Source organism: Geobacillus lituanicus (assembly GCF_050994965.1).
Taxonomy (GTDB): Bacteria; Bacillota; Bacilli; order Bacillales; family Anoxybacillaceae; genus Geobacillus; species Geobacillus stearothermophilus.
Genome location: NZ_CP194773.1, coordinates 2,630,895 through 2,654,650 on the forward strand (window position 1 = coordinate 2,630,895; position 23,756 = coordinate 2,654,650).

Genomic DNA, 23,756 nt, shown 5'->3' on the forward strand with positions numbered 1-23,756 from the left:
TGTTACTGATTTTGATACCATTTCGTCAGCGCGGCCGACAAATCGGAAGCGACGCGGTTCAACACCGTGATGACGCGCGAATACTCCATGCGCGTCGGCCCGAGAATCGCGATCGTTCCGAGCGGCTCCTCGCCGACCGAGTATGTCGCCGTAATGAGGCTGCAGTTTTCCATGCCGTGCAATTCGTTTTCCCGGCCGATCGACACCTTCACCCCTTTTTGGCTTTGCTTGCGAAGCAGACGGTAAATGTCTTTTTCCTGCTCAATGATGTTCAGAAGCGGGCGCACTTTTTCAATGTCGCTGAATTCCGGCTGATTGAGCATGTTGGCTGTGCCGGCGAAAAACATTTTCTCCTCTTCAGGGAGATCGAGCGTGTCGATCAGCATATTGAGCAGGCTGTCATAATTGCGGATGTGCCGGCGCAGCACATCGGCCACTTCCGTCTTGATTTTTTCTTTTAAATCGATGAGCGGAACGCCGCTGAGCCGCCCGTTCAAAATGTTGACCATCTTTTCAAGGTCGCCGGCGTTGACCGATGGCGGAATCGTCACGACCCGGTTTTCGACATGGCCGGTATCGGTCACAACGATGGCCACAGCCGTCTGCTCGTTGAGCGGAACGATTTGCATCCGCTTCAGTTTGCTTTCTTTAAACGCCGGACCGAGGGCGATCGACGTGTAGTTCGTCAAGTCGGATAAAATTTGCGCCGACTTTTGCATCAGCTTCTCGAGCTCATAGATGCGTTCGGCAAACACGGAGCGGATTTTCTGAATATCGGCTCTTGTCAGCCGCTGCGGCGGCAGCAGATGGTCGACGTAGTACCGATACCCTTTTTCCGACGGCACGCGGCCAGAGGAAATGTGCGTTTTTTCAATGTAGCCGAGCTCTTCCAAATCCGCCATTTCATTGCGAATCGTCGCTGAACTGAACGCAATTTGGTGCTTTTTCGATAACGTCCGCGAACCGACCGGCTGCCCGGAACGAATGAAATCGTCGATAATCACCTGCAAAATCAGCAGTTGGCGGTCCGTTAACACGTTTCTCACCTCTGTTAGCACTCGAACAATTCGAGTGCTAAATCTATTACTAGGGTAACAAATCGCCCGGCAAATGTCAATCTTTACATTTCGCCGAGAAAGGCGGCGAACACTTCGTTGCCGAGCAGCTTGCCGCGCTTTGTCAAGCGGACGTGGGTCTCCGTTTCTTCCAAGCGCCCGTTTTCCACTTCGGCGCGGATCGCCTTGCCGAAGATATCGTGCATATCGCGGCCAAACTTTTGCCGGAAGCGGGCTTTCGACACCCCTTCCGTTTTGCGCAACCCTAAAAACATTTCCTCTTCCATTTGCTCTTGAAGCGTCAACCGGTGCACATCACGGTGCGGCCATTCGCCGTTGTCCACCTTGGCGATATAATGGCGGACCGGACCGATATTGGCGCGCCGCACCCCGCCGATATAGCTGTGCGCCCCGGCGCCGATGCCGTAATACTCTTCGTTGTTCCAATAAGTGAGGTTGTGACGGCTTTCAAACCCCGGAAACGCGTAATTGCTGATTTCATACTGCTGGTAGCCGCACGCTTCGGTTCGCTCCATCGCCGCTTCGTACATGGCCGCTTCCGCCTCTTCTCCCGGGAGATGGAGTCGGCCCTTGCGCCACTCGTTGTAAAAGATCGTTTTCGGCTCAAGGATAAGCGAATAGGCGGAGAGGTGCGGAACGTGAAGCGAAAACGCGGCGTCCAAATCGGCGAGAAACTGCTCAAGCGTCTGCCCGGGAAGCCCGTACATCAAATCGAGGCTGATGTTGGCAAACCCGGCCTCCCTCGCCCGCTCTACCGCCTGCACGATATCCCCGCGCCGGTGCGTGCGGCCGATCGCTTGCAGAAGCCGGTCATCAAACGTCTGCACCCCAAGGCTCAACCGATTGACCCCGGCTTCGCGGAGAACGGCGAGTTTTTCTTTTGTCAGCCCATCCGGGTTCGCCTCAACCGTAAATTCAGCCGTTTGCGGATCAAACTGAAAATGGCGGTGAATGCTCTCAAGCAAGCGCCCAAGCTGCGCCGGCTCCAGCACCGTCGGCGTGCCGCCGCCGATAAACAGCGTCTCAAGGCGGTTGCCGAACTCGGCCGCCGTCCGCGCCATTTCCTTGTCCATCGCCCGCAAATAGTCGTCAATCGGCTGACCGGCAGCAAACACTTTGTTAAAATCGCAATAATGGCAAATATGGGCGCAAAACGGAATGTGAAAATATGCTGATGTTGCCATCGTCATCCTCCCTTCGGCTGCAGCCGGACTGCCGTCCCTCATCTTCCCGTCAGCGTCGCATGGCGATAAACAAACAAGGCCATCCCCGAAGGAGACAGCCTTGCCCGTCATTTTTTCTGGTCGTCGATTTTCAAGACAGCCATAAACGCTTCTTGCGGCACTTCGACCGAGCCGATTTGTTTCATCCGTTTTTTTCCTTCCTTTTGCTTCTCGAGCAGCTTCCGCTTCCGTGACACGTCGCCGCCGTAACATTTGGCGAGCACGTTTTTGCGCAGCGCCTTGATCGTCGAGCGGGCGATGATTTTGTTGCCGATGGCGGCTTGCACCGGCACCTCAAACTGCTGGCGCGGAATTAAGTCTTTCAGTTTTTCCACGATCACTTTGCCGCGTTCGTACGCCGCCTCGCGATGGACGATAAACGACAAAGCGTCAATTTTTTCGCCATTCAACAAAATGTCCATTTTGACAAGATTGGACGGCCGATAGCCGATCAACTCATAGTCGAATGACGCGTACCCTTTCGTGTTCGACTTTAAGGCGTCAAAAAAGTCGTACACGATTTCCGACAGCGGAATGTCATAAATCAGCATGACCCGCTTTTCGTCCAAATATTGCATATCAACGAACGTGCCGCGCTTTCCTTGGCACAGCTCCATGACCGGCCCGACGTAGTCGTTCGGCACCATGATCGTCGCCTTCACATACGGCTCTTCGATGCGGTCGATTTTCTGTGGATCCGGCATGTTCGTCGGATTGTCGACCGAAACTTCGGTGCCATCGGTCAAATGAACTTTGTAGACGACGCTCGGAGCCGTCGTAATTAAGTCGATATGAAACTCGCGCTCAATCCGCTCTTGAATGATTTCCATATGCAGCAAGCCGAGAAACCCACAGCGGAAGCCGAACCCAAGCGCCTGCGACGTTTCCGGCTCAAAGTGGAGCGCCGCATCGTTCAATTGCAGCTTCTCGAGCGCCTCGCGCAAGTCATTGTAGCGCGCCGTATCGATCGGATACATGCCGCAAAACACCATCGGGTTGAGCTTCCGGTAGCCGGGGAGCGGCTCGGCGGCCGGCCGTTCGGCGTCGGTGATCGTATCGCCGACACGCGTATCTTTGACATTTTTAATGGACGCTGTCAAATAGCCGACATCGCCGACCGTGAGCTCGTCGACGATTTTTTGTTTCGGCGTAAAGACGCCGACTTCGGTCACTTCAAATTCTTTGCCGGTCGACATCATTTTAATGCGCTGGCCCGGCTTCACCGTCCCGTCGACAATGCGGACATACGCGACAACGCCGCGGTACGGGTCGTAAAGCGAGTCGAAAATGAGCGCTTTCAGCGGCGCGTCTGGATCGCCCGACGGAGCGGGAATTTTCTCCACGATTTGTTCCAAGATTTCTTCAATGCCGATGCCGACTTTCGCTGAAGCGAGCACGGCTTCAGACGCATCGAGGCCGATGACGTCCTCGATTTCTTGGCGGACGCGCTCCGGTTCGGCGCTTGGCAAATCAATTTTGTTAATAACAGGCAAAATTTCCAAGTTGTTATCGATCGCTAAATACACATTTGCAAGCGTCTGCGCTTCGATGCCTTGCGCCGCATCGACGACCAAAATCGCTCCCTCGCAGGCCGCCAAGCTGCGCGACACTTCGTACGTAAAATCGACATGGCCCGGCGTATCGATCAAATGGAAAATATACTCCTCGCCATTTTTCGCTTTGTATGTCAACTGGACCGCATTCAATTTGATCGTAATGCCGCGCTCGCGCTCAAGATCCATCATGTCCAACGTCTGCTCGCGCAACTCGCGCTCCGACAGCGCGCCTGTTTTTTCCAAAATGCGGTCCGCAAGCGTCGATTTTCCGTGGTCAATGTGAGCGATAATGGAAAAGTTGCGAATCCGTTCCTGCCGTTTCAACCGTTCTTCCCGGTTCATCGTCTCTCACTCCTGCTTTTTCGCAAAACTACACTAGCTTTGATTATAGCAACAGAGGAGAGAAGATTCAATGACAAACAAAAAAGCCGCCCATACGAGGCGGTGAATCGTCTGCCGGCGCCGCGCCGAAAGCGGCGGACCGATTTAGTCGACGGCCCGCCCAGCGAATGACAGCAACGTTTCCACAAGCGCGGTTGCGCCATCGGCCAGCCGCCGGCCGAGTTCAGAAAAGAGGTTGAACGTTTTCAGTTCCCGAACCACTTCTTGTTTTTTCTGCAAATCGCCCGCCGCCACTGTCTGCCCGAACACGGCTGCCTCAATCTCCCCGTTTCCGTTTTTCTCGAGATCAATGACGGCGGGAAGCGACGGATCCGCATAGCCGCGCATCTTCTCAATGCCGCGGTGCGCCTGCTGCATGCCGAGCAGCACGCCAAAAAACAAGAGGAAAAGCGCTGCGCTAAACCGGATGAACCATCTTGCCATATGCGATGCCCCTTTTTACTTTTTCTCCGCCGGAGCCGGCGCCTCGACTTTTTCCGCCTGCCAATAATACTCGCTGAACACATCGGCAAAGGCCGCAGCCGAACGGAACAGCTCGGCGAACGTATTGTCGACGCCGCCAAACTCCACTAAAATGGCGTTCCTGGATAAATCTTGGTTAAATTTCCCATCGGTTCCTACTCCTTGCTTCTTAATGACCCCGCGGCTCAACCCCGGGTATTTCTTCTGCAGCAAATGGTGCAGCTCGGTCGCCAGCTGCAAGTTTTTTTCGTATTCCGCGTTCTCACCGCCGACGATAAACGCCACGCGCGCGTAATCAACACCGTTGATCGTCGTGGTCGTATACTTCCGGCGATGCGCATCGCGGTGAATGTCAATAAAATATTGCAAGTCACGGTTTTGCTTCATCGCTGCCACGACCGTCTGCCGCGACATGTTATACGCCTGTGCGTATGTCATTCCTTTTTTCAACAGCTCCGCTTCGATGTCGGTTTTGTTCACTTGCGCGCCGATGCCCCTCTTCTCCAATTCTTCCATCAATTTCTCCCCGACTTTGGTCACATTCACGCTCCGATGAAACGCCAAATTTGGATCGGTCACGCCTTTTAAAGCCGGCAAATACGACTCGCGCGTATGTGTATGGTAAATATAGACGACTTTTCGGCCTTGCGTCGTTTGCTTCGGGGGCGGGAGCGCTTTTTCGTCTTGGGTTTGCTCGGCTTGCTCAAGCTCCTCGACTGACGCCTGCCGCTCGGCAAGCATCACTTCCAGCGGCGGCGCCGACTCATACGGGATGTTCGTGTAGTCGGTCCCTTCTCCGGCGATTAAAATTTTGCTGTCATACAAGGCAAAGCCCGGCAGCTCGCTGCCGAGCAAGCTGCGCGGATCGTCGGGGTTGATGCTTGTCGCCAAGCGGAACAACAGCGATGAATAGTTCGTCTGTTGCCGCTCTTTTGGAAGCATTTGGAGAAAATACCGGTTTTCGAGCCCAAACAGGCGAATGAACATCTCTTCCGGAAAATGGGCGGCCATATCGTTCAGCGATGATGACGACGGACGGTATTCGGGCCGCAGCGACGTAAGCGCTCCGACGAGCATAAACATCATCATGCATCCAAGGATGATGAGCATAAACAGTTTTTTTAAGCTGGCTCCTGGAACGGCGATCACGACGTTGGGGGAGCGCCATCGTTTCATATTCCCACCCTTTCCCGGCTTGTCTCCTCACTTTAACGTATGGCCAAGCCGGGAAAGATAGAACCGTTTTTTGTCTAGTGGGTGTAAGAGCCGACGTTGCCTTGGTCAACCTGCCGGTGCAGCGCCGCGTTCAAGCCGCCGGCCAGTAAGTTCGCCATATCGCCGATGAACGAATCGACCTCTTTTGGCGTCACCATTAAGTTATGACCGAGCGGGGCGAGCACTTCGTAAATCAGACGCCGCTTTTCTTCATCACCAAGCGTGCCGACCATGCCGAGAAACGTCGACCGTTCGGTTGGCGACGGCATATCTTGCTCCGTCAGCTTCTTTTTGCGCCCGAACGCCCAGCCGGCCGGAGCCAGCGCGCTTGACGGCCGCTGGCTTTCGCGCATTTCGCGGCCGAAATGCTTTAAAATGAAATCGATCGTATCGCTTGTGATCGAAACGGCATCGACGACCGTCGGGACGCCGATCGAGATGACCGGGATTCCGAGCGTCTCGTAGCTCAATTCTTTCCGCTTGTTGCCAACGCCCGAGCCGGGGTGGATGCCGGTGTCGGAAATTTGGATCGTCGCGTTGACCCGTTCGATTGAACGGGCGGCCAGCGCATCGATGACGATGACAAAATCCGGCTTCGTTTTCCGGACGACGCCATCAATAATATCGCTCGTCTCAATGCCGGTCGTTCCCATCACCCCTGGAGCGAGGGCGCTCACCGGGCGAAATCCTTCCTCAACACTTTCCGGCTGCAATTGAAACAGATGACGGGTGACAAGCACGTTTTCCACCGTCAGCGGCCCAAGCGCATCCGGCGTGACGTTTTGGTTGCCAAGCCCGACAATTAGGCAGCTCGCTTGCTCGGGAATGCGGAGCCGTTGTAAAAAGGCGCTCAGTTGTTCCGAAAAAATACGCTGCACTTTTTGCTGCAATTCCGTATTTTGTTCACGGATGCCTTGCGCCTCAATCGTCACATAATGGCCCGGCTTTTTGCCGATCGATGCCGCTCCTTGTTCCGTGACGTGCACGTGCGACAGCTTGACGCCATCGATCTCTTGGTCGCGGATGATGACCCCCTCAATCGGGGAGGCGCCTTCCTTTTTTTGTTGCAAACGCTCCTCGACCGCAATTTCATGCGCCTCGATCGCCAAGTCGGTGCGCACCGAATACATGCGCAAATCGAGCGGCTGTTTCATGTCGTTCCTCCTTGTGCCGTTTTCTTTTATTGTCGCCGCAATGAAGCGCCGTCATTCATATTTCGTAAAGGATTTTTGCTTGAACACTCTTGCATAATCAAAACACGTTTGATAGAATAACACTTGTTCTTGTTCAGAGCAAAAATCGGAACGATAACGGAGGTGAACGGACGTGGCGAACATTAAATCGGCGATCAAACGCGCGAAAACGAGCGAAAAACGTCGGGCCCACAACGCCTCGATGAAATCGGCCATGCGCACGGCCATCAAAAAATTTGAAGCGCTCGTTGAATTGAAAGACGTGGAAAAAGCGCAAGAAGCGTTCATTGTCGCGTCGAAAAAATTAGACAAAGCCGCGAGCAAAGGCCTTATCCATAAAAATGCCGCCAGCCGGCAAAAATCGCGCTTAGCGAAAAAATTGAACAGCATTCAAGCTTCCTAATGAAAAACGACCTGGCGCCAGGTCGTTTTTTTGTCCCCTCTTTTTTCTTTGTGGCGCCGCCATGCAGGCGAAGCAGACGGCAAAAAAGCCAACGGCGCATGCTTTTTATCGCTGGCTTTTCCGCCCCGGGCGAGCGCCCCAACGCATCAACAACAGCTCAACGGCCAACCGGCGGTCCATGGCTCCGCTTTTTACGTCATAATCAGCGGCGGCCAGCTCGGTGATCGCTTCCGTCAGCTCCGCATCGGAAAAGCGGGCGGCTTGGGCAAGGGCGAGCTTGACGCGGAACGGATGCACGTTGAGGGCCGAAGCGATTTGCGTCTGCCCATAACCTGTTTGGGCGAGCCATTTCACTTGCGCCAACAGGCGGAAATGGCTTGCAAGCAACGCCAAAATTTTGATCGGCTCCTCATTATGTTCAAGCAAATCGTAAAACGTCTGCAATGCTCCCGGGATATCGCGCCTCGCCACTTGTTCGACAAGCGCAAAGACGTTTTCTTCCGGCGTGCGAGCGACAAGCTGCTCGACGGCCGCCTCATCCACCACTCCGCCCGGTCCGGCAAACAAAGCGAGCTTGTCGATTTCGTTCGCCAGCGCGGACAACCGCGTTCCGGCCCGCTGCAAAAGCAGCTCAATGGCTTCCTCGGCCACCGATGCTCCTTGGCTTTCCAACCGGCGGCGCACCCAAGCGCGCAGCTCCGCTTCCTGAAGCGGGGCGGCGGCCACAACTTCGCACTGCTCCTTGGCGAGCTTGGTAATTCTTTTCCGCTCATCGAGCTTGTCATACGGCGCCAAAAAGACGACGATCGAGAACGGCGCCGGCGCCCTGAAATAGTTCTCCAGCTTAGCCAAATCGTGCTCGATCTCTTTGTCCTTTTCCGCCGTAAAAAAATATGGATTCTTCACCAAAATGACGCGCCGTTCGCCGAAAAACGGCACTGTCTCCGCCTCCTCAAGCGCCGCCTGCACCGGCGTTTCCTCGCAGTCGTACACGGCCAGATTCCACTCGCGCTCCTCCTCGCTAAGAGCCGCCTTGACGAGGCGGTCATACGTTTCCGTTAATAAAAACGGCTCGCTGCCATATAATAAATAAAGCGGAGAAAACCGCCGTTTTTCCATGTTTCCCCATACACGTTCCAACATGTTCCCTTCTCCATTTCCAAGCGAAAGTCTCTTCTAGAAAGATACACCGTTTTTCGCCATTTTACAAGGGAACCGGCCGTCGGGAAAACCGGTTCCCCTTTATATAAACGCCAGCCGACAAGTCCTAGGACCTTATCAGCCAGCGGGTTATTTTTATGTTTTCCCAGCCGTTTGAAAGTATTTGTGTCAACTGTTGTCAAGGAAGGAAAACAAGCGGGCGGCGGTAGATTTTTTCATCATTTTCGTCTATACTAAAAATGATTGTGCAGAGGAGGGGGAAAGCGATGAACGTATTTGAAAAAGAAGTGCAAAGTCAACGAAATGACGCCGTCGATTCCGCCGTCGGCTTCATTGTGTCGTTCGGCTTTTTCGCCACCATGTTCATCATCGCCACGCTGATCGAATTTTTCGGCCGGTAAGGATTGCTTGCACAAGCAATCCTTATTTTTTGTCTTGGCTGAAACGTTCCGTTTTTTTGTGCACTACATCTTATGGTTTCATCACCTGAAAGGTTCCACCGTTTTCGCCATACACATAGCGAATGGCTCCGTTTTCATCCGTCCGCCAAACGATCGCCCGCTGTTGCCTAAGCCGCATAAGCACCTCGGAGGACGGATGCCCGTAGCGATTGTAGCGGCCGACGGAAATGATGGCCGCTCGCGGCTTGATTGTCCGCAAAAACGGCTCTGTTGTCGACGTTTTGCTGCCGTGGTGGGCGACTTTCAATACATCGGCACGCAGCGTCGGATAAGCATCGATGAGCGCCTGTTCCGCCTCTTCTTCGATGTCCCCAGCAAACAGCCATATCAAGCCGCCGAGACGGGCGAGCAACACAAGCGAGCCGTTGTTGTCCTCGTTGTTGCCTTTTTCTGGGTGGAGCACAATGAACTGCACGCCTCCCTCTGTCCATCTTTCTCCCCGCACAGCGATTTTAACCGGCCCGGAAAACGGGCGCGCCATCTTTTGGACGCGCGGCAGCGCCCCTGGGCTTGTGACCATTTCCTTCACCTTGACCGCTTCGAACACCTCAGGAGCGGACCCGATATGGTCGGCATCATCGTGCGTCAATATGAGCTTATCGATCGTTCGCACCCCTTGCGCTTTTAAAAACGGGACGACGACATCGCGGCCGACGGAAAACGGGTGAGCCCGCCTGCGCCACGATTCCTTTCCCCATTCTGCCGCCCCGCCCGTGTCAATGAGATAAACTGCTTTTCGATAAGGAAGCTCAATATAAATACAGTCCCCCTGCCCAACATCCAATACCGTCACTTCCCCGTGCGGATCCACGTATGGGGCGGCCAGCTGAAGCGCCGTCGCCGCCGCCACCGCTGTCAATCCGCGGATCAGGCGGCCGCGTTCCCAATCCAAAAACGCCGCCGTGATGGCCGTCAGATAGCCAGCTAAGCACCACGGCCCCGGACGGCCGAGCACAAGCATAAACGGGTGATCGGCCGCGAAAAAATAGACAACCGCGTCTGTCAGCTCAATGAGACGGCTAAACAGCCAAATGAATGGAGAAAAGGGAAAAACTGCAGATAGAAACGCGAGTGGCAAAATGACAAATGAATACCAAGGGACGAAGAAGACATTCAGCCCTATGCTCCAAACAGAAATTTCATAAAAATGGTAAAGCAAAATCGGCAGTGCGGCAAGCTGAGCGGCGAGCGCGGTCTGAAGCAAGTTTTGGAGCATCGAACGAGCAGAGGCGAGCACCGACACATGGGCAAGAAGAGCAAACGTGACAAGAAACGACAGCTGAAAACCGACATCCCAAACCATATAGGGATCAAAGACGAGCAAGGCAAGCGTTGTCCAACTCAACGCATCCAGCGGATGGATCCTTCCTTTTTTCCACTGAACGGCCAACACCATCATCCCAGTCGCACAAGCGCGCAGCACCGACGGCGAAGCGCCAGCGAGAACGGCGTACACAGGCAAAAACGCCAACAGCCCTACCAGCACGGCTTCCCTCGTCACGAAGCGAATCGCACCGGCAAAACCAGCGCCAATCAGCAGCGTGACATGCCCTCCTGAAATGGCTAGCAGATGGATGAGACCGAGCTGCTGATACCCTTCAAGGACCGACTCATCAAGGGTGCGCTGCTCCCCATAAATCAGTGCAGCGGCGATGCCAGCCGCTTCCGGCGGAAACCGGGCTTCAATGCGGCGGACGCCAGCCTCGCGAATGGCTTCAAGACGTTCGATGATAGTGGGACGGACGCGCATGCAAGCAGAGAGATCGATCGCCTCAGGGAGAAAGAGCCAATGAATGCGGTGGCGGCGCAAATAAAGGCGGTAATCAAACGCATACGGATTGCCAGCTGGCATCGGGCGCTCAAGCGTTCCGGTGACGCGGCATACCGTTCCAGGCACCAGGTGCGCTTGCAGCGTCTCTTTTTCCGCAGCCGTCCGAATGATGTAACGGAGCTGCACCCGCTCCTTGCCAGCTTGCACCGCCGCCTGCAATCGATCACCGTCAATTGCCGGCGCGGCGGAAAAACGAACGGAAAGCGAATGACGGCCGCCGGAAAGGGAAGTGTTGTTATGATAGTCAACGATGAGAAAATAGGCAAAAAAGGAGAGAGCGGCAACGAGAGAAGGAAGGAAACAGTGCGGCCGGCGGATGAAAAGAAGAAGGAGATACACAACGAGGAGAAGACAGGCGGTTGGGGACGGCGAGGCCGCCGCGACGGCCAAAAGCGCCGCCGCAGCGGGATAGACGGCTTGTCCTTTCATGATTCCCCGCCGCCGGAAAGCAAGGCGAACACATCCATTTTCAGCGGCACTTGCACGAGACGGACGCCAGCTTGAGCAAACAGCTCCAAGGCGTACGGGTGGTTTTTGTAGTCTTGGGCGTAATAGACCGCGCGGATGCCGCTTTGAATGATCGCCTTGCAGCAATGCAAGCACGGAAAATGAGTGACATACATCTCCGCCCCCTCGGTCGGGACGCCGAACTTGGCGCATTGCAAAATCGCGTTCATTTCGGCGTGAATCGTCCGCACACAATGACCGTCAATGACGTAGCACCCCTCATCAATGCAATGGGCGCCGCCGGCGATCGACCCGTTGTACCCGCCGGCGATGATGCGCTTATCGCGCACGATCGTCGCTCCGACGGCGAGCCTCGTGCACGTGCTGCGCAGCGCAAGCAAATGGCTTTGCGCCATAAAGTATTGATCCCATGTGATGCGTTCCATTTTCCATCCCTCCGCTCGTGTCCATGCTTTTAGTCTACCCACTGCCTCCTGCCCCCGTCAACGCCGAAAAACGTCCACAGCAGCCTTGATCCGCCATAAATTAAGAAGCATTGCCCTCCCCCGCCTCGCTTACGGAACAAGCAAATACGGCTTCAATTTCTCCAGCGTTTTTTCACCAATTCCAGTCACATTCAACAAATCCTCCACCCGCCGAAACGGCCCGTGTTCTTCACGATAGGCGATGATCGCGTTTGCCTTCGCCGGTCCGATGCCGGGAAGCTGCATCAACTCCTCTTCCGTCGCCGTATTGATGGCCACTTGCATCCCGTTTCGATCCCCATCGCTTGGAGACTTGCCGACGGCATTTGACGCCGGTGCGGCCTCGCCTTTTTTCGGCACGTAAATCATCATTTCATCGTGCACTTTTGCTGCCAAATTGACTTTCGTTTCATCCGCCTCATCCGCTAATCCGCCGGCTAGGACGATGACATCGCGAACGCGAGCGTCCGCCGCCACCTCATACACTCCGGGGTTCGCGACCGCCCCTTTCACATCCACCACAGCGGTTTTTGACGCCTCGTTCTTTTTTTCTTCCGTCCGGGCGGCATCCGTTTCAGCCGCCGCCGGCAAGACGACTTGCCCCTTTTCATCCGTCGGATGATGAAACACCCATAACCCCGCCGCCGCGGCAAACAACAAGAACATCCCTACTTTTCCATACCGTTTGCCAAGCTCCTGCACATGCTCCCACATACGATCCCATCCTTTCCATCTCAAGTCATAAACCGAGCCTTTTTCTCATACATATCAAAAAAGAGAGTTCCGGTGAACCAAAACCGGGAGGGGGGACAACACATGAACATCGGCGTCATCGGCACGGGGAATATGGGCACCATCTTAATCGAAGCGTTCCTCGACTCCGGCGCCGTGAAAGCGGATCAGCTCGTCATCACGAACCGTACGCTTGCGAAAGCGTTCGCGATACAACGCGCGCATCCCGGCATGGCAGTGGTTGCCGATGCGGCTGAAGTCGTCAAACAATCCAGTCTCGTTTTTTTATGCGTCAAACCGCTCGACATCCACCCATTGTTGCAGCAGCTGGCCCCGCACTGGACAAAGGAGCATTGCCTTGTGTCGATCACAAGCCCGATCAGCGTAAAACAGCTTGAAACAGCCGTCCCTTGCCAAGTCGTGCGCGCCATTCCGAGCATCACAAACCGCGCGCTCTCCGGCAGCATACTCATCACAATCGGATCACGCTGTTCGGCCGACTGCCGGCAAACGATCGATGATCTTCTCCGGCGCATCGCCTCGCCGGTGTATATCGATGAGGCCATCACCCGCGTCGCTTCCGACATCTCCAGCTGCGGTCCGGCGTTTTTCAGCTATTTGCTGCAACGCTTCATCGACGCCGCAGCGGCCAAAACCGCCATCACGAAAGAACAGGCGACGATGCTGGCGACCGACATGATCATCGGCTTCGCGGAATTGTTGAAGCAAAACTTGTACACGCTCCCGACGCTGCAGGAAAAAGTGTGCGTCAAAGGCGGAATCACCGGGGAAGGAATCGCCGTCCTCGAACAGCGGCTCGACGGCGTCTTCGAAGAAGTGCTGGCGAAAACACATGAGAAGTTTCAAGAAGATGTGGAAAAGGTGAAGCAACAATTTTCGTGAACATGAATTCGACAGCAAGCGGCAAATTCCTGCTTGGCCTGACCAAATTTGTTTCAATCCTCACCCGGCTTAATAGCCGGGTGCATAATCCTTCTAACTCACACATCTTTTTCAATTGCACAGCAGTCGAATCGCGTCGATCACAGCGCTGGCTATACATGCGCATAAAAAAAAGAGCCATCCGGCTCTTTCCTTCTTTTCATCCTATTTGGCGCAGTGTTCAACCATGTCTCCAATGCTTCGCTGGCAACAGCGCCTTCGTTTTTGTCGATCTCGCCCTCACCGCCTCCGCGCCACAAAAAACCACCGTTCGGACGTCTCGGTCGGAGGCGCATCGGTGAAATCGGCGGTCACTTCAAGCACCTCAAAGCCGGCGGAATCGAGCCATTGCTCATAGACAGCGCGCTCGAACGTGCGCTGTTCGTGCCATTCGTCATAGCGCTCGTAAAGATCGCCGCGGCGGGCGAAAAACGTCAGTTCGTGCCCGACGCTGTGCGGCCAGTCAAGCGGATGGCACGTCCAAATGTAGCTGAGGTCGTCATCCTGGTCCGCAAACACGGCGTCGCGGAACAGGACGTCCATTTTGTAAACCGAGTGGACGTCAAACAGCAGCAGCCCTTCAGGACCGAGCGCGTGGGAGACGGCGGCGAACGTCCGCTTCACATCCTCTTCATCCGTTAAATAGTTGAGAGCATCGCAAAACAGGAAGGCGCCATCGAGATCAGAAAACCCGTCGAGCTCCGCCATGTTTTGTTCGAAAAACGGCACCTCCACTCCCGCCGCTTCGGCTTTCGCCTGGGCGACGGCGAGCATATGTTCAGAGAGATCCACGCCGGATACTTGCCATCCGGCCTTGGCAAGGCGGATGGCAAGCTCTCCCGTCCCGCAGCCGATGTCGACAACCCGCCGTCCCGGCCGTTTGGCGTATCGGGCGAAAACCCGCTCGACAAATGATTGCCACGCATCATACGGCGCCTCGGCCATGAGCGCATCGTACCAATCGGCGAAACGAGCATAGGTCATGGCTGCAGCACAGCCGCGACGTCTTCCATCGGGGCGTCCCCCCAAAGCCGTTCGAGATTGTAATAGTCGCGCTCGTCTTTCGCAAACACGTGGGCGACGATGTCGCCGAGGTCCACAAGCACCCATTTCGCCTCCTGGAATCCTTCAACCCGCTTCACCGCTAAGCCGTGCTCTTCCGCTTGGTCTTGAATTTCGCGGGCGATGGCCTGCACTTGTTTGTCCGAATTGCCATGGCAAATGACAAAATAATCGGCAACGGGCGAAATGCCTTTCATATTGAGCACGACAATGTTTTCCGCCTTTTTATCATCCGCGGCGCGAACGATAAGCTGCAACGCCTCTTGTTCCGTCACTGTTTTGCTTCCCCCTTCACTTCACTCACGAGTGAATTGTACGCATGAATCGTATCTGGATAAATGAGCTGGCGCTTCTCAAGCAAAAACGCAATCGTATTTTTCACCGCCTGCAACAGCGCGCGATCGAGATCTTCCTCGGCGAGGCGCCTTACTTCCTCAACGCCGGGAAACTTCCTCCCCGGTTCGATATAGTCAGCCAAATAAATAATTTTTTCAAGCAGCGTCATCCTAGCTCTTCCCGATGTATGGTAGCGAATGGCATCCAGCACGTCTGGATCGTCAATGCCGACTTCCGTCTGCACCAAATAGGCGCCGACGGGCGCATGCCACAATTCACTGTTGTACGCAAGCAAGTCGTTGGGCATATTGTGCGCCAAAATGATTTGTTTCATTTCTTCAACCGGGCGGAATTTCGCATAGTCATGGAAAATGGCGGCCAATTCCGCTTTTTTGACGTCGGCGCCATACTGGTTGGCTAGCTTAACGGCCGTTTCGACAACGCCAAGCGTATGCTCGTAGCGCTGCTCCGTCAACTGTTGTTTCACAATCAGCAACGCCTGTTCTCGCTCCATATAATCCCTTCTCCTCAATATAAAGTCTCACACCTTCCGGCACGAGGTAGCGGATCGTCTGCCCGTTTTGCACCCGCTGGCGGATAAGCGACGAAGAGACGGCAAACTGCGGCACCTCCACCTCGACGACCGGGTATGGCGTTTCCATGGAATAACCGGGGCGCTTCACCCCGACAAACGTCACAAGCTTAATCAGCTCGTCAATGCGGTGCCAGTTCGGCAAATATTCGACCATATCCGCCCCGATAATGAAATAAAACTCATCATCCGGATGCATGGCGACGAGCTGCCGGACCGTATCGTACGTATAGGAAGGCCCCTCCCGTTCAAGCTCGATCGTCTCAACATGAAAGCATGGATGACCGGCCACCGCCAACTCGAGCATGCGGAGCCGATCCTCGCTTTTCGTCACTTGTTCGTGCTGCTTATGGGGAGGAATGCGGTTGGGCAGAAACCAAATTTGTGACAACTCAAGGGCGTCAAGCACTTCATTCGCCATAATCAAATGGCCGTAATGGGGCGGATCGAACGTTCCGCCGAGAATCCCGATTTTTCCCATCTTCCTTCCCCCCGCCGTTTCATCTTGGCCGCGCCGCTTGTCAGTCAGGCAAAACGATTTGTTTGTGTTCTTTCGACTCTTTGTATAAGACGATCGTATTGCCGATCACTTGCACAAGTTCGGCCCCCGTCCCGGCTGCCAGCTGCTCAGCGACGGTGTAGCGGTCTTCTTCGCAGTTTTGCAACACGCTCACTTTCAACAGTTCGCGCGCCTCCAGCGCTGCGGCAATTTGTTTCGTCATCTCTTCGGTGACGCCGCCTTTGCCGACTTGGAAAATCGGCTTGATATGATGAGCTTGCGCCCGCAAAAACCGTTTTTGTTTTCCCGTCAGCATATGTTACCTCCTTAACGCTTCGATGACAAGCTGTTTCATCCGGTTGACATCCGGCCATTGGCCGGTCCATTTTTCAAACGCTAGCGCTCCCTGGTACACGAGCATGCCGACGCCGTTTTGCACACGAGCGCCGCGTGCTTTCGCTTCCTTCAGCCACTTCGTTTCAAGCGGGTTGTAAATGATATCCGATACGATCGTCCCCGGCTGCAGCCGTTCAAGGGAAAGCGGCTGCGCCTCGACACGCGGATGCATGCCGACAGAAGTGGTATTGATAATAATATCGTATTCGTCAAGCCGCGTTTCCGCCTCGGCGAGTGAAAAATACGCCGAGCGGCCATCCTCCCCTTCGCGCACGAGCTGCTCCGCCTTTTCCACCGTCCGGTTGGTCATATCGATGCGCTTGGCTGCCGTCGACAGCAATGAAAAGTAAATGCCGCGTGCGCCGCCGCCGGCGCCGATCAGCAAAATCCGCTTGCCGTCGAGACTGACGTCCATTTCCTCCTCGAGCGCCTTGACGTAGCCAGGTCCGTCCGTATTATAGCCGACGAGCCGGCCGTTGTCATTGACGATTGTATTTACCGCCCCGATGCGGCGCGCATGGTCGTCGATGTCATCCAAAAATGGAATAACCGCCATCTTATGCGGAATGGTGACGTTCACCCCGGCAATGCCGAGCGCCCGCACGCCGGCGATGGCCTCACTGACTTGCTTCGGGTGAACAGAAAATAGGTGATAGCGCGCCGGGATTCCGAGGCGGACAAACGCGTCGTTATGCATAAGCGGCGACAGCGAATGCTCAACGGGAAACCCGAGCAGCCCATATACGTTCTCCATATTCTCCCCTCCCATCACGTTAAATCAACGATTGACGAATAAATACATCCACCCCTTTTGGAGCGTGGACTACAAGTTGGGCTCCCGGGTCGTTGCACGTCACCCAACCAAGTCCGGAAAAGACGATATCCGTCTTCTGCTCCTTCACAGACAGCGACCGCGGCACAAGCGGCGGAAATTCAGCGGCATAGCGTTTGTTTGGCGGCGACAGCAAATCGCCAAGCTGATTGGCATAAAGGGATTCAGCTTTTTCCAACTTTGTCCGATGAACCGTCAACTCATTGGCCATGTAGCAGACGAACGAGCGGCGCCCGCCTTTGATGTAATCGAGGCGGGCCAAGCCGCCGAAAAAGAGCGTCTGCCCTTCGTTGAGCTGATAAACGCGCGGATGGATTTCCCGCTTCGGCGTAATGATCTTCAAGTCGCGCGCATCAACAAAGTGCGCCATTTGGTGATGATTGATGATCCCCGGCGTATCATAGAGCTTCGCCCCACCCTCGAGCGGGATTTCGATCAGATCGAGCGTCGTTCCTGGGAAATACGAAGTGGTAATGATATTCCCCTTGCCTGTCGCCTCTTGGATGATCCGGTTAATGAACATCGACTTGCCGACATTCGTGCAGCCGACGACATACACATCGCCGCCGTCGCGGCAACGGTCGATCGCTTCCATCACCTTTGCCACGCCGATTCCTTTTGCCGCGCTCACCAGACAGACGTCTACCGGACGCAGCCCGAGCTCTTCCGCCATGCGGCGCATCCATTGCAACAGCTTTGGATATTTTACCGATCTCGGCAGCAAATCAACTTTGTTGCCGACAAGCAAAATCGGGTTGTCAGCCGCAAACCGCGGCAATCCTGGAATAAAGCTCCCGTTAAAGTCAAAAATATCGACGATGTTGACGACAAGCGCCTTCGATTCCCCGATGCGGTGCAACATGCTCAAAAAATCATCGTCGTCAAGCGGCACATCTTGCACCTCGTTGTAATGTTTTAGGCGGAAGCAGCGCTGGCAAATCACCTCTTCCGCATCTTTTTCGAGCACGCTTTTTGGCGCATACCCCGCGTTTTTCGGGTTTTCGAACTGAATGGCCGCCCCGCAGCCGATGCAACGCAGTTGTGGCTCCACGATCATTCCTCCCAATAAATCATCCCTTTTTTCCGCATAGCGTTTAAAATTTTCCGTTCCATTTTCCGGTTAACGCGCGTCCATAATCCGTCCGTCTGGGCGACCGGGACGACTAAAATCGTATTCAATCCAAGGCGGTTGCCGCCAAGCACATCGGTCAGCAGCTGATCGCCGATGACGACGACTTCCTCTTTGCTCAGCCCCATCATGGCCAGTGCCTGCAAAAATGCGCGCGTCAGCGGTTTGCGCGCCTCGAAAATGAACGGAATGCCAAGCGGTTCGGCAAACGACTGCACGCGTCGTTTATTATTATTCGATACGATCACAACCTTAATGCCCGCCCGCTTGACCGCCTCAAACCAGGCGGCCAGCTCCGGCGTGGCGCTGGGCCGGTCCCATTCAACGAGCGTATTGTCCAGATCGGTGATAATTCCTTTTACCCCTTTTTTCTTCAGCTCGTCCGGCTGAATGTCAATGACGCGCTTCACAAATTGGCTTGGCAAAAAATAATGAAGCATATCGCTCACCTGCCTTTGTCTTTGCTTTTCCCATGATAGCGAATTTGGCCGTTCATTTCAAAACAAAGTTTGGCAGCCGCCCGGCTGCAGACATGCAGAACAGAAAGTTTTCGACAAATTCCGTGCCCTCCCGGTTTGTGGATAACTGTTATCCACAACATTCACAAAGTGATGGTCATGCCTACACTATTTTATAAACAAGTTTTCCACACATTATCCACCATCCCCTGTGGATAACAGAACGGTTGTTCTATTTTGCAAATCGTGGTACATTGAAAGTAACTTACCATTATATGTATAAACCCATCATTTCATTCCATTCAAAAGGAGGGCTTCGCCGATGAAACATTTATCGGATGAACTGTTGATCAAGTCGTACTTCAAGGCGAAAGAACTCAACTTAAGCCCGGAATTCATCGAATTGATCGAAAAGGAAATCCAGCGCCGCTCATTGACCCATAAAATCAAGCTGTCGTCGTGAAACGGAGGCCTTCGGGCTTTTTTTGTTTGCCGCCTTCATCCCGGCGCCTAGCGCCAATAGCCGAGCCGTTCGCCGACTTTCACCGGCATCGGCGCAGCAATGCGTGGGTCAGGGGCGAAACTTCCGCGTTCAAACAGCAAGACGACCGTTGAACCGAACGAAAAATACGCCATTTCCTCTCCTTTGACAAGCTGTTCACCCTCATGGGTCAATTCAATGCTGTTGACGAACATGGCGCCGATTTTGACGATCGCCATCCGCTTGCCGCCTGCCTTTACCTCCGTGATAAGGCGATAATTTTTTTCAAGCGGCCGCTTTCCGTATTTCAAGCCGAGACGGTTGACCGGATACGATTTGCGTCCGAGCGTCCACTGCCTCTCGATCATCCCAGATATTGGGCTGTGGATGCGGTGATAATGGCTCGGGCTTAAATACAGAATAAAAAAGAACCCGTTCACATACGGCTGCGCCGCCTCGGCGCTGCCGAGCATTTCAGCAATCGAATACGGTTTTCCCTTGACGATGATTTCACTGTTTTCCCGGATGATGCCCATTTCTTCAATCACTGCATCAACCGGGCTGACGACCGTATGCTCATCAGCATCGACCGGCCTCACCCCGGCCTTCAGCCGGCGGACGAACAGTTGCTGCAGCGTTTTATAATTTTTTAAGCTTTTTTCCATTTCTTCTTGATTAATATGGTAAATCTTCGCATACGATGGTATCAACCAGGCGCTAAAGCGCGACTTGGCGAACGAAGCGAGCAGCTTCGAAGAAAGCGAGTGGTTGGTCAGCTCAATCAACAAACGGTACAGCCATTTTCGCAAGCACGTTCCCTCCAATTTATGAAACGTCCAGTCGTTACTACCTTCCATATTACCGCCAAAATGAGTATAATGGTAGTAGAATTTTCTTTTGGCGCTTTCTGTTGGAAAAGGAGTGGGGAGAGTTGTTCTTATCGGATTATTTAGATTATACGTTAAAAAAGCTGAAAGCAAACATGGCAAACATTTTGACGATGACGAACTTGTCGCTTGGCGGCTTTTCCGTCTTGACCACGCTGAAAGGGCAGCTTCATATGAGCGTGCTGCTTGTTTTTTTGGCGGCATTTGTCGACCGCTTTGACGGCGCTGTGGCACGCAAGATGAACATTGAATCCGAACTTGGCAAGCAGCTCGATTCGATGAGCGACATCGTCTCCTTCGGCGTCGCGCCCGCCTTGTTAATGTACGAAGCGCTGTTTTACGAATTCGGCGCGCCGGGGGCAGTGTTCACCATCTTGTATATCGCCTGCGGCGCCTTCCGCCTCGCACGCTTCAACATCACAGAAAACAACGGCTACTTCGCGGGACTGCCGATCACCGCCGCCGGGGTGCTGATGACGCTCGGTTATTTAGCCATCCCGTACTTCCCGCCACAATCGTTTATGTTTTTGGCGCTCATTTTATCGTTTTTAATGGTCGGCACGTTTAAGTTGAAAAAAATATGACGATCGCCGGAGCTGCCCCTTTCCAATGACCAACGGACTGGGCGGCTTTTTTATGTCCAAAGTCACACCTTTTTCCCTTTTCAACCTTCTCTATTCAGTATATGATAAATATGGTTTCTTCATAAAACAAAGCAGCATGGATCGTTTGCACAAAAAAGCGGGGGGATCAATTTGGATAAAACATCAGTCGTCGGCCTCATCCTCGGCGTGATCGCCGTCGGGCTCGGCATGTACTTTAAAGGCGTGTCGCCTGCTGTGTTGATCAATCCAGCCGCCATTTTGATCATTCTCGTCGGCACAGCCGCGGCGGTCGTGATCGCTTTTCCGACGAAGGAAATTAAAAAGGTGCCGAAACTCTTGAAAATCATTTTCACCGAATCGGCCACTCCAACAATTGAGCAGCTCATCCCACTGTTTGTCGACTGGGCGAACGTCGCCCGCCGCGAAGGGCTGCTGGCGCTCGAAGCGAAGCTGGATGACATCGAGGATCCGTTTTTGCGCAACGGGCTCAGCATGGCGATCGACGGGCAGACGCAAGAGTTCATCCGCGATGTGATGACGGAAGAAATTGCCGCCATGGAAGAGCGGCACGAGGCGAACGCCGCCATTTTTACACAGGCCGGCACGTATGCGCCGACGCTTGGGGTGTTGGGCGCTGTCGTCGGCTTAATCGCTGCGCTCGGGAACATGGAAAATATCGCTGAGCTCGGCAAAGCGATCAGCGCTGCGTTCGTTGCGACCATGCTTGGGATTTTTACCGGCTATGTGCTTTGGCATCCGTTTGCCAACAAACTGCGGCGGAAATCAAAAGAAGAAGCAAAAGTGCGCTACATCATGATCGAAGGGGTGCTCTCCATTTTGGAAGGACAAGCCCCGCGCATGATCGAACAAAAACTTGCGTCCTATTTGCCGGAAAGCGAACGCCATCAGGCGCTGGCGCAAGCGCAAGGGGAAACGGTCAATGGCTAAGAAAAAAAAGCACTCACACGATGACCACATAAACGAATCTTGGCTGATTCCGTACGCCGATTTGCTTACGCTGCTTCTCGCTTTATTTATCGTTCTGTTTGCCAGCAGCCAGATCGACCAAAAAAAGTTTCAAGAAATCGCCCGCGCCTTCAGCACCGCCTTTGCCGGTGGGACAGGGGTGCTTGATTTCCAAAGCCCCATTGAACCGATCACACCGCCTGCGGAAGACGAAAAAGGGCGGCAGCAAAATCAGCAGCAACAGTCTCAGACTCCTTCTTCGTCTATAAACGAAGGAGAAAAAGAAGAGCTGAAACAAATCCAAGCGAAAATTGACAGCTATATTCATCAAAAACACTTGACAGGGAAATTGCAGACATCGTTGACGGATGAAGGGCTTGCCATCACCATTTTGGATGACATTTTATTCGACTCCGGCAGCGCTGAAGTACGCATGAAAGACCGGCGTCTTGCGGCGGAGATCTCCGCTTTGCTCGTCATGAACCCGCCGCGCAATATCATGATCAGCGGCCATACGGACAATGTGCCGATTCATAATGAGAAATTTGCTTCCAACTGGGAGCTGAGCGTTATGCGCGCCGTCAATTTCATGAAAGTTCTGCTTGAGAACAAGCAACTCGACCCTCGCTATTTCAGCGCCAAAGGATATGGCGAATACAAGCCGATCGCCACGAACACGACCGCCGCCGGCCGGATGAAAAACCGGCGCGTCGAGATTTTAATTTTGCCCCGCATCGACGAAAGCCGTTCACCGGCGCCTGCACAGTAAAAGACCGCCTTGCTGTCCGGCGGTCTTTTGCTTTTCTCCGGGCTCTCCACCCGTTTCATGCCCTGTTCCGTTTCAATGTTCCAATTCATAAAAAAGGAAAAGGCCGACGGCGGGCAACCTGTTCACAGCTTGATCGTCCACTTAATTACCCCGGCCTTGGCAAGCGCCTCGATCAAAATGACAACGACCGGCCCGACAAACAGCCCGATAAAGCCAAGCAGCTGGAAGCCGAGGTAGACGCTGACGAGCGCCGCAAGCGGGGAAATGCCCAAATTGGTGGAAAACACTTTCGGCTCGATGATCCGGCGCACGACGGTGATGACGACAAACAGCACAATCAGCCCGACGCCAAGCGCATTGTTGCCGTTCGCCATGCTGATGATGCCCCACGGAACAAGCACTGAGCCGGTCCCCAAAATCGGCAAAATGTCGACGATGACGATGACGAGCGCCATCAAGGCAGCGTAATCAATGCCGAGCACGAGCAACCCGGCCAGCGCGAGAAAAAACGTCACCAGGCTGAGCAAAAATTGCGCTTTAATAAAGCCGATCCCCGCCTTGCTCAGCTGGGCGATGACCATCCCGAGCCGCTGGCGGGTGCGCTCTGACAAATAGCGGCTGATCGACTGTTTCATTCGCGGCAAGTCGAGCGAAATGAGAAACAATGCGACCAAGTAGACTAAAAAGTGAATGAAAAACGCCGGGATGGCGGTGATATAATGAACGAGCGACTGCGTCAAATTCGTCGCAAACGACAGCAGCATCTGTTGCACCGTGCGCACGCCGCGCTCGAGCGAATCAATGATTTCCTGGGGGATCGAACTTGAATACGACCGCCACGTTTCGATGAGGCGGTTGAACACTTTTGTCGCCTCGCTCAGCACGTACGGAAGGTTTTGCGAGAGCGCCATCACTTGCTGAACCAAAATGACAACTAAAAAATAAAGCGAAAACCCAAGGATTACCAAAAAGAGTGAAAAAATCGCCGTTACGGCGTGCGCGCGCTTCAGCCGATACTGGTCTTGCAGGCGGCGGATAGGCGGCTCCAACAAGAGGGCGGTGGCAAGCGCCAGCAGGAGCGGCACGCTGTACGGCAGCAGCCATAAACAGATCGCCGACAAAAGCGCAATGATGATCCAACGTTTCACATGCGTC

General features: G+C 54.1%; 27 protein-coding genes. 7 read left to right on the plus strand and 20 right to left on the minus strand.

Features of this window, described 5'->3' with window-relative positions; translation table 11 throughout:
• Nucleotides 1–2: 2 nt before the first annotated feature.
• The 6 genes from hrcA to gpr form a co-directional block, all read right to left on the minus strand.
• Nucleotides 3–1,037, minus strand: coding sequence for a heat-inducible transcriptional repressor HrcA (gene hrcA, locus ACR1UW_RS13490; RefSeq protein WP_498729810.1), 1,035 nt, complete (start codon nt 1,035–1,037; stop codon nt 3–5).
• Between the two features lie 83 nt (nt 1,038–1,120).
• Nucleotides 1,121–2,260 (minus strand): radical SAM family heme chaperone HemW, encoded by a 1,140-nt coding sequence (gene hemW / locus ACR1UW_RS13495; protein ID WP_033009628.1) that lies wholly within the window; start codon nt 2,258–2,260, stop codon nt 1,121–1,123.
• Between the two features lie 107 nt (nt 2,261–2,367).
• Nucleotides 2,368–4,197 carry a translation elongation factor 4 gene (gene lepA / locus ACR1UW_RS13500; protein WP_033009627.1) on the minus strand — a complete coding sequence of 610 codons (1,830 nt, stop codon included), beginning with the start codon at nt 4,195–4,197 and terminating at the stop codon, nt 2,368–2,370.
• Between the two features lie 144 nt (nt 4,198–4,341).
• A complete protein-coding gene (locus ACR1UW_RS13505; protein WP_033009625.1) occupies nt 4,342–4,680 on the minus strand; it encodes a DUF3679 domain-containing protein in 339 nt (112 codons plus the stop codon).
• Between the two features lie 15 nt (nt 4,681–4,695).
• Entirely contained in the window at nt 4,696–5,895 is a 1,200-nt protein-coding gene (spoIIP, locus tag ACR1UW_RS13510) for a stage II sporulation protein P (protein ID WP_498933698.1), read from the minus strand.
• Between the two features lie 74 nt (nt 5,896–5,969).
• On the minus strand, nt 5,970–7,088 hold the full coding sequence (gene gpr, locus ACR1UW_RS13515; RefSeq protein WP_033009621.1) for a GPR endopeptidase: 1,119 nt from the start codon (nt 7,086–7,088) through the stop codon (nt 5,970–5,972).
• Nucleotides 7,089–7,260: 172 nt separating this feature from the next.
• On the opposite strand from gpr, the gene rpsT reads away from it, so the two are divergent.
• Nucleotides 7,261–7,530: a 30S ribosomal protein S20 gene (gene rpsT, locus ACR1UW_RS13520; protein ID WP_033009618.1), complete on the plus strand. Its 270-nt coding sequence runs from the start codon at nt 7,261–7,263 to the stop codon at nt 7,528–7,530.
• A gap of 105 nt (nt 7,531–7,635) precedes the next feature.
• Here rpsT and holA read toward each other — a convergent pair whose 3' ends face one another.
• A complete protein-coding gene (gene holA, locus ACR1UW_RS13525) occupies nt 7,636–8,673 on the minus strand; it encodes a DNA polymerase III subunit delta (protein WP_044743129.1) in 1,038 nt (345 codons plus the stop codon).
• Between the two features lie 284 nt (nt 8,674–8,957).
• On the opposite strand from holA, the gene ACR1UW_RS13530 reads away from it, so the two are divergent.
• On the plus strand, nt 8,958–9,092 hold the full coding sequence (locus ACR1UW_RS13530; RefSeq protein WP_011231993.1) for a YqzM family protein: 135 nt from the start codon (nt 8,958–8,960) through the stop codon (nt 9,090–9,092).
• Nucleotides 9,093–9,162: 70 nt separating this feature from the next.
• Here the strand turns inward: ACR1UW_RS13530 and ACR1UW_RS13535 are convergent, their stop codons facing one another.
• The 3 genes from ACR1UW_RS13535 to ACR1UW_RS13545 all read right to left on the minus strand — a co-directional run bounded on the left by ACR1UW_RS13535 (nt 9,163) and on the right by ACR1UW_RS13545 (nt 12,629).
• Nucleotides 9,163–11,412: a DNA internalization-related competence protein ComEC/Rec2 gene (locus ACR1UW_RS13535; protein WP_498933702.1), complete on the minus strand. Its 2,250-nt coding sequence runs from the start codon at nt 11,410–11,412 to the stop codon at nt 9,163–9,165.
• Nucleotides 11,409–11,876, minus strand: a complete 468-nt coding sequence (locus ACR1UW_RS13540; RefSeq protein ID WP_033009609.1) for a ComE operon protein 2 — start codon at nt 11,874–11,876, stop codon at nt 11,409–11,411. Before ACR1UW_RS13540 ends, ACR1UW_RS13535 begins: the two co-directional genes overlap by 4 nt.
• A gap of 129 nt (nt 11,877–12,005) precedes the next feature.
• Entirely contained in the window at nt 12,006–12,629 is a 624-nt protein-coding gene (locus ACR1UW_RS13545; RefSeq protein ID WP_033011974.1) for a helix-hairpin-helix domain-containing protein, read from the minus strand.
• 102 nt (nt 12,630–12,731) lie between these two features.
• On the opposite strand from ACR1UW_RS13545, the gene comER reads away from it, so the two are divergent.
• Entirely contained in the window at nt 12,732–13,550 is an 819-nt protein-coding gene (gene comER, locus ACR1UW_RS13550) for a late competence protein ComER (protein WP_289668569.1), read from the plus strand.
• A 279-nt stretch (nt 13,551–13,829) separates the two neighbouring features.
• Here the strand turns inward: comER and ACR1UW_RS13555 are convergent, their stop codons facing one another.
• The 8 genes from ACR1UW_RS13555 to ACR1UW_RS13590 are packed head-to-tail and all read right to left on the minus strand — an operon-like array spanning nt 13,830 to nt 18,875.
• Nucleotides 13,830–14,573 carry a class I SAM-dependent DNA methyltransferase gene (locus tag ACR1UW_RS13555; protein ID WP_498933705.1) on the minus strand — a complete coding sequence of 248 codons (744 nt, stop codon included), beginning with the start codon at nt 14,571–14,573 and terminating at the stop codon, nt 13,830–13,832.
• The gene (gene rsfS / locus ACR1UW_RS13560) at nt 14,570–14,926 is read right to left on the minus strand and encodes a ribosome silencing factor (protein ID WP_033014722.1); all 357 of its coding nucleotides are present in this window, start codon (nt 14,924–14,926) and stop codon (nt 14,570–14,572) included. Before rsfS ends, ACR1UW_RS13555 begins: the two co-directional genes overlap by 4 nt.
• Entirely contained in the window at nt 14,923–15,501 is a 579-nt protein-coding gene (gene yqeK, locus ACR1UW_RS13565) for a bis(5'-nucleosyl)-tetraphosphatase (symmetrical) YqeK (RefSeq protein WP_033011967.1), read from the minus strand. The genes rsfS and yqeK overlap by 4 nt, the downstream gene beginning before the upstream one ends.
• Complete coding sequence (locus ACR1UW_RS13570) at nt 15,410–16,060, minus strand: nicotinate-nucleotide adenylyltransferase (protein ID WP_047818731.1); 651 nt, start codon at nt 16,058–16,060, stop codon at nt 15,410–15,412. The genes yqeK and ACR1UW_RS13570 overlap by 92 nt, the downstream gene beginning before the upstream one ends.
• Nucleotides 16,061–16,100: 40 nt before the next feature.
• Entirely contained in the window at nt 16,101–16,394 is a 294-nt protein-coding gene (gene yhbY / locus ACR1UW_RS13575) for a ribosome assembly RNA-binding protein YhbY (protein ID WP_033014727.1), read from the minus strand.
• Nucleotides 16,395–16,397: 3 nt separating this feature from the next.
• The gene (gene aroE, locus ACR1UW_RS13580) at nt 16,398–17,228 is read right to left on the minus strand and encodes a shikimate dehydrogenase (RefSeq protein WP_095859687.1); all 831 of its coding nucleotides are present in this window, start codon (nt 17,226–17,228) and stop codon (nt 16,398–16,400) included.
• A 19-nt stretch (nt 17,229–17,247) separates the two neighbouring features.
• A complete protein-coding gene (gene yqeH / locus ACR1UW_RS13585) occupies nt 17,248–18,357 on the minus strand; it encodes a ribosome biogenesis GTPase YqeH (protein ID WP_498933709.1) in 1,110 nt (369 codons plus the stop codon).
• A 2-nt stretch (nt 18,358–18,359) separates the two neighbouring features.
• Complete coding sequence (locus ACR1UW_RS13590) at nt 18,360–18,875, minus strand: YqeG family HAD IIIA-type phosphatase (RefSeq protein WP_033011962.1); 516 nt, start codon at nt 18,873–18,875, stop codon at nt 18,360–18,362.
• Between the two features lie 340 nt (nt 18,876–19,215).
• Between ACR1UW_RS13590 and ACR1UW_RS13595 the strand changes: the two genes are divergently transcribed.
• Nucleotides 19,216–19,356: a sporulation histidine kinase inhibitor Sda gene (locus ACR1UW_RS13595; RefSeq protein WP_498933712.1), complete on the plus strand. Its 141-nt coding sequence runs from the start codon at nt 19,216–19,218 to the stop codon at nt 19,354–19,356.
• A gap of 47 nt (nt 19,357–19,403) precedes the next feature.
• On the opposite strand, the gene ACR1UW_RS13600 is transcribed toward ACR1UW_RS13595, so the two are convergent.
• Nucleotides 19,404–20,183, minus strand: coding sequence for a phosphatidylserine decarboxylase (locus tag ACR1UW_RS13600; protein ID WP_498933714.1), 780 nt, complete (start codon nt 20,181–20,183; stop codon nt 19,404–19,406).
• A gap of 122 nt (nt 20,184–20,305) precedes the next feature.
• Here ACR1UW_RS13600 and pssA point away from each other — a divergent pair, with 122 nt between their 5' ends.
• From pssA to motB, 3 genes are all read left to right on the plus strand, one after another.
• Nucleotides 20,306–20,845: a CDP-diacylglycerol--serine O-phosphatidyltransferase gene (gene pssA / locus ACR1UW_RS13605; RefSeq protein ID WP_049624293.1), complete on the plus strand. Its 540-nt coding sequence runs from the start codon at nt 20,306–20,308 to the stop codon at nt 20,843–20,845.
• A 171-nt stretch (nt 20,846–21,016) separates the two neighbouring features.
• The gene (motA, locus tag ACR1UW_RS13610; RefSeq protein ID WP_498933716.1) at nt 21,017–21,814 is read left to right on the plus strand and encodes a flagellar motor stator protein MotA; all 798 of its coding nucleotides are present in this window, start codon (nt 21,017–21,019) and stop codon (nt 21,812–21,814) included.
• Entirely contained in the window at nt 21,807–22,601 is a 795-nt protein-coding gene (gene motB / locus ACR1UW_RS13615) for a flagellar motor protein MotB (RefSeq protein ID WP_498933718.1), read from the plus strand. Before motA ends, motB begins: the two co-directional genes overlap by 8 nt.
• Nucleotides 22,602–22,723: 122 nt before the next feature.
• On the opposite strand, the gene ytvI is transcribed toward motB, so the two are convergent.
• Nucleotides 22,724–23,749 carry a sporulation integral membrane protein YtvI gene (ytvI, locus tag ACR1UW_RS13620; protein WP_498933720.1) on the minus strand — a complete coding sequence of 342 codons (1,026 nt, stop codon included), beginning with the start codon at nt 23,747–23,749 and terminating at the stop codon, nt 22,724–22,726.
• Between the last annotated feature and the right edge of the window lie 7 nt (nt 23,750–23,756).

Excerpts from the sequence above, each read along its gene's own strand:
- yhbY (WP_033014727.1), bottom strand. The coding sequence starts at position 16,394 with ATGCTGACGGGAAAACAAAAACGGTTTTTGCGGGCGCAAGCTCATCAT.
- ACR1UW_RS13570 (WP_047818731.1), bottom strand. The coding sequence starts at position 16,060 with ATGGGAAAAATCGGGATTCTCGGCGGAACGTTCGATCCGCCCCATTAC.
- lepA (WP_033009627.1), bottom strand. The coding sequence starts at position 4,197 with ATGAACCGGGAAGAACGGTTGAAACGGCAGGAACGGATTCGCAACTTT.
- ACR1UW_RS13535 (WP_498933702.1), bottom strand. The coding sequence starts at position 11,412 with ATGAAAGGACAAGCCGTCTATCCCGCTGCGGCGGCGCTTTTGGCCGTC.
- comER (WP_289668569.1), top strand. The coding sequence starts at position 12,732 with ATGAACATCGGCGTCATCGGCACGGGGAATATGGGCACCATCTTAATC.
- holA (WP_044743129.1), bottom strand. The coding sequence starts at position 8,673 with ATGTTGGAACGTGTATGGGGAAACATGGAAAAACGGCGGTTTTCTCCG.
- aroE (WP_095859687.1), bottom strand. The coding sequence starts at position 17,228 with ATGGAGAACGTATATGGGCTGCTCGGGTTTCCCGTTGAGCATTCGCTG.
- ACR1UW_RS13530 (WP_011231993.1), top strand. The coding sequence starts at position 8,958 with ATGAACGTATTTGAAAAAGAAGTGCAAAGTCAACGAAATGACGCCGTC.
- ACR1UW_RS13540 (WP_033009609.1), bottom strand. The coding sequence starts at position 11,876 with ATGGAACGCATCACATGGGATCAATACTTTATGGCGCAAAGCCATTTG.
- motB (WP_498933718.1), top strand. The coding sequence starts at position 21,807 with ATGGCTAAGAAAAAAAAGCACTCACACGATGACCACATAAACGAATCT.
- ACR1UW_RS13595 (WP_498933712.1), top strand. The coding sequence starts at position 19,216 with ATGAAACATTTATCGGATGAACTGTTGATCAAGTCGTACTTCAAGGCG.
- hemW (WP_033009628.1), bottom strand. The coding sequence starts at position 2,260 with ATGGCAACATCAGCATATTTTCACATTCCGTTTTGCGCCCATATTTGC.
- gpr (WP_033009621.1), bottom strand. The coding sequence starts at position 7,088 with ATGAAACAGCCGCTCGATTTGCGCATGTATTCGGTGCGCACCGACTTG.
- ACR1UW_RS13590 (WP_033011962.1), bottom strand. The coding sequence starts at position 18,875 with ATGCTTCATTATTTTTTGCCAAGCCAATTTGTGAAGCGCGTCATTGAC.
- ACR1UW_RS13545 (WP_033011974.1), bottom strand. The coding sequence starts at position 12,629 with ATGTGGGAGCATGTGCAGGAGCTTGGCAAACGGTATGGAAAAGTAGGG.
- ACR1UW_RS13505 (WP_033009625.1), bottom strand. The coding sequence starts at position 4,680 with ATGGCAAGATGGTTCATCCGGTTTAGCGCAGCGCTTTTCCTCTTGTTT.
- spoIIP (WP_498933698.1), bottom strand. The coding sequence starts at position 5,895 with ATGAAACGATGGCGCTCCCCCAACGTCGTGATCGCCGTTCCAGGAGCC.
- ACR1UW_RS13555 (WP_498933705.1), bottom strand. The coding sequence starts at position 14,573 with ATGACCTATGCTCGTTTCGCCGATTGGTACGATGCGCTCATGGCCGAG.
- yqeK (WP_033011967.1), bottom strand. The coding sequence starts at position 15,501 with ATGGAGCGAGAACAGGCGTTGCTGATTGTGAAACAACAGTTGACGGAG.